Origin of the sequence: Mycobacterium sp. E2462 (assembly GCF_001672685.1) — a bacterium.
Lineage (GTDB): Bacteria > Actinomycetota > Actinomycetes > Mycobacteriales > Mycobacteriaceae > Mycobacterium.
Map to the genome: position 1 here is coordinate 1 of NZ_LZKC01000115.1, position 4,826 is coordinate 4,826.

Genomic DNA, 4,826 nt, shown 5'->3' on the forward strand with positions numbered 1-4,826 from the left:
GCCGAGCATGGCCCGGATCGCCCCGGCGTGGTGTAGCGCGGCCTCGTGGTCGCCGGAGTCCAGGGCGCGGTTGCCCTCGGCGCGGGCGTGGTGCACCTCGGCCAACGCCGCCGGCACGGCCAGGTCGTCGTTGAGGGCGGCGCCGAACCGCGCGGTCCACTCGCCGGGCTCGACGGCACCGACGCGTACCCGCACCCGGTGCAAGAATTCCTCAACGCCCACATAGGCTTTCACGGCGTCCTGCAGGGCGGTCTCGGAGAATTCCAGCATCGACCGGTAGTGCGCGCTGCCCAGGTAGTAGCGCAGCTCGGCCGGTCGCACGCGCTCCAGCATCGCCGGGATGGCGAGCACGTTGCCCAGCGACTTGCTCATCTTCTCGCCGCCCAGCGTCACCCAGCCGTTGTGCAGCCAGTAACGGGCGAACCCGTCGCCGGCGGCCCGGCTCTGCGCGATCTCGTTCTCGTGGTGCGGGAACACCAGATCCATGCCGCCGCAGTGGATGTCGAATTCCGCGCCGAGATAGGTGCGGGCCATCGCCGAGCATTCGAGGTGCCAGCCCGGGCGGCCGCGGCCCCAGGGGGTGGGCCAGGACGGCTCGCCGGGCTTGGCCGCCTTCCACAGCGTGAAGTCGCGCTGGTCGCGTTTGCAGGTGGCGGCGCCCTCGCCCTGGTGGACGTCGTCGATCCGGTGGCCGGACAGCTGCCCGTACTCCGGGTAGCTGAGCACGTCGAAGTAGACGTCGCCACCGGCGGCATAGGCGTGACCGGTTTCGATCAGGCGCTGGATCAATTCGACCATCTGGGTGATGTGCCCGGTCGCGCGCGGCTCGGCGGACGGCGGCAGCACGTCCAGGGCGTCGTAGGCCGCGGAGAAGGCCCGCTCGTAGGTCGCCGCCCACTCCCACCAGGGCCGGCCGGCGGCGGCCGCCTTGTTGAGGATCTTGTCGTCGATGTCGGTGACGTTGCGGATGAAGGCGACGTCGCAGCCGCGCGCAATGAGCCACCGGCGCAGGATGTCGAAGGCGACGCCGCTGCGGACGTGCCCGATGTGCGGCAGGCCCTGCACGGTGGCGCCGCACAGGTAGATGGAGACGTGGCCGGGGCGCAGCGGCACGAAGTCACGGACGACGCCCGTCGCCGTGTCGTGGAGCCGCAACGGGCCGCAATCGGTCACGACGTGCCAGCTTACCGGGTCAGCTCCCGGCTCCCGGGGCGGTCGCCGTCTGCTGCGCGGGGACCACGAGCGCGGTGGCGATGGCGGCGACGCCCTCGCCGCGTCCGGTCAGCCCCAAGCCGTCGGTCGTGGTGGCCGACACCGACACCGGCGCCCCGAGCAGCTCCGAGAGCACCCGCTGCGCCTCGGCGCGGCGCGGGCCGATCCGGGGCCGGTTGCCGATGACCTGCACGGCGCCATTGCCGATCCGGTATCCCGCGGCGGCGGCCAACTCGGCGACGTGGCGCAGCATGTCGGCGCCGCTGACGCCCGCCCAGCGCGGGTCGTCGACCCCGAACACGGCGCCCACGTCGCCCAGCCCGGCCGCCGACAGCACCGCGTCGCACAGCGCGTGCGCGCCCACGTCGCCATCGGAGTGGCCGGCGCAGCCGTCGGCGTCGGCGAACAGCAACCCGACCAGCCAGCAGGGCCGCCCGGGCTCGATCGGGTGCACGTCGACGCCCAGCCCGACCCTGGGCAGCGGCAGCGGGTCCGTGGTCACCGGCGCACGATCGCTTCGGCCAGCGTCAGGTCGAGCGGGGTGGTGATCTTGAACGCCAGCGGGTCCCCGGCGACCACCCGAACCTGGCCGCCGACGTGCTCGACCAGCGACGCGTCGTCGGTGAAGCCCGCGGCGGGGCGCGGGACGCCGTACGCCCGCAACAGCAGTTCGGTGGCGAACCCCTGCGGCGTCTGCACCGCGCGCAGACCGGCCCGCTCGGGCGTGCCCAGAACCACCCCGTCGGCGTCCACGGCCTTGATGGTGTCATGCACCGGCAGCGCCGGCACCACCGCGCGGTGACCGGCGCGCAGGGCGTCGACCACGCGCTGGATCACCGGCGCCGGCGTCAGCGCGCGGGCGGCGTCATGCACCAGCACGAACTCGGGCTTCCCGGACAGCGCCGCCAGCGCCAGGCCGACGGACGCGGTGCGGTCGGGTCCCCCGGCGACGACGGTGACGCCGTCGGGAAGGAGCCGCCCGGCCTGCTCGGCGCGGTCGGCCGGGACGGCCACCACGACATGGTCGACGACGCCGGAGCGCAGCAGACCGGTGACGGAGCGCTCCAGCAGGGTGCGCCCGTCGACCTCACAGAATGCCTTGGGAATCCCCGCGGCGAGCCGCACGCCGGATCCGGCGGCCGGAACGACGGCGACGACCGCGCCTCGAGCGCCCGTCGCCGGGACCACCGAGCGTCAGGGCCTTCAGGAAGCGGCGGCGAGAACCTCGTCGAGGATGGTCTCCGCCTTGGCGTCATCGGTGCTCTCGGCCAGGGCCAGCTCGCCGACCAGGATCTGACGCGCCTTGGCCAGCATGCGCTTCTCGCCGGCCGACAGGCCGCGCTCCTGGTCACGACGCCACAGGTCGCGCACTACCTCGGCCACCTTGTTGACGTCGCCGGAAGCCAACTTCTCCAGGTTCGCCTTGTACCGGCGGGACCAGTTGGTGGGCTCTTCGGTGTGCGGCGCGCGCAGCACCTGGAAGACCTTGTCCAGACCTTCTTGTCCAACGACGTCGCGGACACCCACGTACTCAGCGTTGTCGGCGGGAACTCGAACGGTCAGGTCACCCTGCGCAACCTTCAGGACGAGGTATTCCTTCTGCTCTCCCTTGATGGTGCGGGTTTCGATCGCCTCGACTAACGCAGCACCGTGATGCGGGTATACAACGGTGTCGCCGACCTTGAAGATCATCTGTTTCGAGCCCCTTTCGTTACTTCATCCTAACACGGCCGCCTAACCGCCGCGAAGCAACGGTGCAGGTCAGGGGCACAACACGCGCACATTAGGGGTTGACATGAGGAGCAAGTCGTGCAATGAAACACGATACTCCTGCGCCTTGCCGCCGTCCCGCGCGGCCCGGTAACTGTTCGGCCGCCGCATCGAAACGGTGCTCTCACGCCCCGCGCTACCGCGGGCGAACGGTTCCTACTACTGTGCATAGTTGCACTACCCGAACACGGCCCAGCAGGAGGCAGTGAGTGAACCGCGTCAAGATCAGCCTCCCCGTCGTCGGTCGCGCGCAACCCGCCCGGCTCGTGATCGCGGGCCTCGTGGCGCTGCTCGCCGTCGCGCTCAGCGGTTGCGGGGCGGGCCAGATCTCGCAGATGGCCGTGCAGGAGCCGGCGATCAACGGCAACAAGCTCACGATCCACGACGTGGCGCTGCGGGACATCCGCATCCAGACCCCGCAGACCGGCGACGCCGTGCAGCCGGGCCGCCAGGTGGAGCTGGTGCTGGTGGTGACCAACCAGTCCCCGGACGCCCCCGACCGGCTGGTGAGCGTCACTAGCGACATCGGCTCGGTGGCCCTCAGCGGTGACCCGCGGCTGCCCGCAGGCGGCATGCTGTTCATCGGCACGCCGGACGGCCAGAAGGTGGCGCCCGGCCCCATCGACAACAGCGCCGCCGCCAAGGCGACCATCACCCTGGCCAAGCCGATCTCGAACGGGCTGACCTACAACTTCACCTTCAGCTTCGAGCGCGCCGGCCAGGCCAGCGTGCTGGTGCCCGTGACCGCCGGGCTCTCGCCACAGCCCAGCTAACCCGACACCGACCGCCTGTCGCGGCGGGGGCTTGTCGTACCGGCTCGATACCGTCATGGGGTGGCCAACGCACGCTCCCAGTACCGCTGCTCGGAATGCCGGCACGTCACGGCCAAGTGGGTGGGCCGCTGCCTCGAGTGCGGCACCTGGGGCACGGTCGAGGAAGTGCCGGTGCTCAGCACGGTGGGCGGCGCCGCACGCCGGGGTGCCAGGGCCGCCGCGCCGGCGGTCCCCATCACCGCCGTCGAGCCCAATGCCAGCCGGCACCGTTCCACCGGCGTCGACGAACTCGACCGGGTGCTGGGCGGGGGTGTGGTCCCCGGTTCGGTGACGCTGTTGGCCGGCGATCCCGGCGTCGGTAAGTCGACGCTGCTGCTCGAGGTCGCGCACCGCTGGGCGCAGTCCGGCCGCCGCGCCTTGTACATCTCCGGCGAGGAGTCGGCCGGGCAGATCCGCCTGCGGGCCGACCGCACCGGGTGCGGCGGCCCGGCGGCGGCGGAGGTGTTCCTGGCCGCCGAATCCGACCTGCACACGGTGCTCGAGCACATCGCGACGGTCAAGCCCGCGCTGGTGATCGTCGACTCGGTGCAAACCATGTCCACCACCGAGGCCGACGGCGTGTCCGGCGGTGTCACACAGGTCCGTGCGGTCACCGCCGCGCTCACCGCCGCCGCCAAGGCCAACAACGTCGCCCTCATCCTGGTCGGCCACGTCACCAAGGACGGCGCGATAGCCGGGCCGCGCTCGCTGGAACACCTCGTCGACGTGGTGTTGCACTTCGAGGGCGACCGCACCGGCTCCCTGCGCATGGTCCGCGGCATCAAGAACCGCTTCGGCGCCGCGGACGAGGTCGGCTGTTTCCTGTTGCACGACACGGGCATCGAGGGCATCGCGGACCCGTCGAACCTGTTCCTCGACCAGCGGCCGGCCCCGGTCCCAGGCACCGCGATCACCGTGACGCTCGACGGCAAACGGCCACTGATCGGGGAGGTGCAGGCGTTGCTGGCCACGCCGGCGGGCGGGTCACCGCGGCGGGCTGTCAGCGGCATCGACCACTCTCGCGCGGCGATG

6 protein-coding genes are annotated in these 4,826 nt (G+C 71.6%); 2 read left to right on the plus strand and 4 right to left on the minus strand.

Going from position 1 to position 4,826, the window contains the following annotated elements; genetic code table 11:
* The 4 genes from cysS to carD all read right to left on the minus strand — a co-directional run.
* Positions 1-1,173: cysteine--tRNA ligase (cysS, locus tag A5714_RS05545; protein ID WP_068283551.1), on the minus strand; the 1,173-nt coding region annotated here is incomplete at its 3' end.
* A 19-nt stretch (positions 1,174-1,192) separates the two neighbouring features.
* On the minus strand, positions 1,193-1,699 hold the full coding sequence (gene ispF, locus A5714_RS05550) for a 2-C-methyl-D-erythritol 2,4-cyclodiphosphate synthase (RefSeq protein WP_156671272.1): 507 nt from the start codon (positions 1,697-1,699) through the stop codon (positions 1,193-1,195).
* Between the two features lie 11 nt (positions 1,700-1,710).
* Positions 1,711-2,400 (minus strand): 2-C-methyl-D-erythritol 4-phosphate cytidylyltransferase, encoded by a 690-nt coding sequence (gene ispD / locus A5714_RS05555; RefSeq protein WP_068070561.1) that lies wholly within the window; start codon positions 2,398-2,400, stop codon positions 1,711-1,713.
* 15 nt (positions 2,401-2,415) lie between these two features.
* Positions 2,416-2,904 carry an RNA polymerase-binding transcription factor CarD gene (gene carD / locus A5714_RS05560; protein ID WP_007166539.1) on the minus strand — a complete coding sequence of 163 codons (489 nt, stop codon included), beginning with the start codon at positions 2,902-2,904 and terminating at the stop codon, positions 2,416-2,418.
* A gap of 287 nt (positions 2,905-3,191) precedes the next feature.
* Here carD and A5714_RS05565 point away from each other — a divergent pair, with 287 nt between their 5' ends.
* Together A5714_RS05565 and A5714_RS05570 are read left to right on the plus strand one after the other, a co-directional pair.
* The gene (locus A5714_RS05565) at positions 3,192-3,755 is read left to right on the plus strand and encodes a hypothetical protein (RefSeq protein ID WP_068283554.1); all 564 of its coding nucleotides are present in this window, start codon (positions 3,192-3,194) and stop codon (positions 3,753-3,755) included.
* Between the two features lie 60 nt (positions 3,756-3,815).
* Positions 3,816-4,826 (plus strand): AAA family ATPase (locus A5714_RS05570; RefSeq protein ID WP_068283557.1); only part of this gene is annotated, 1,011 nt, incomplete at its 3' end.

Coding starts and splice junctions, on each gene's coding strand:
- carD (WP_007166539.1), bottom strand. CDS start 2,904: ATGATCTTCAAGGTCGGCGACACCGTTGTATACCCGCATCACGGTGCT.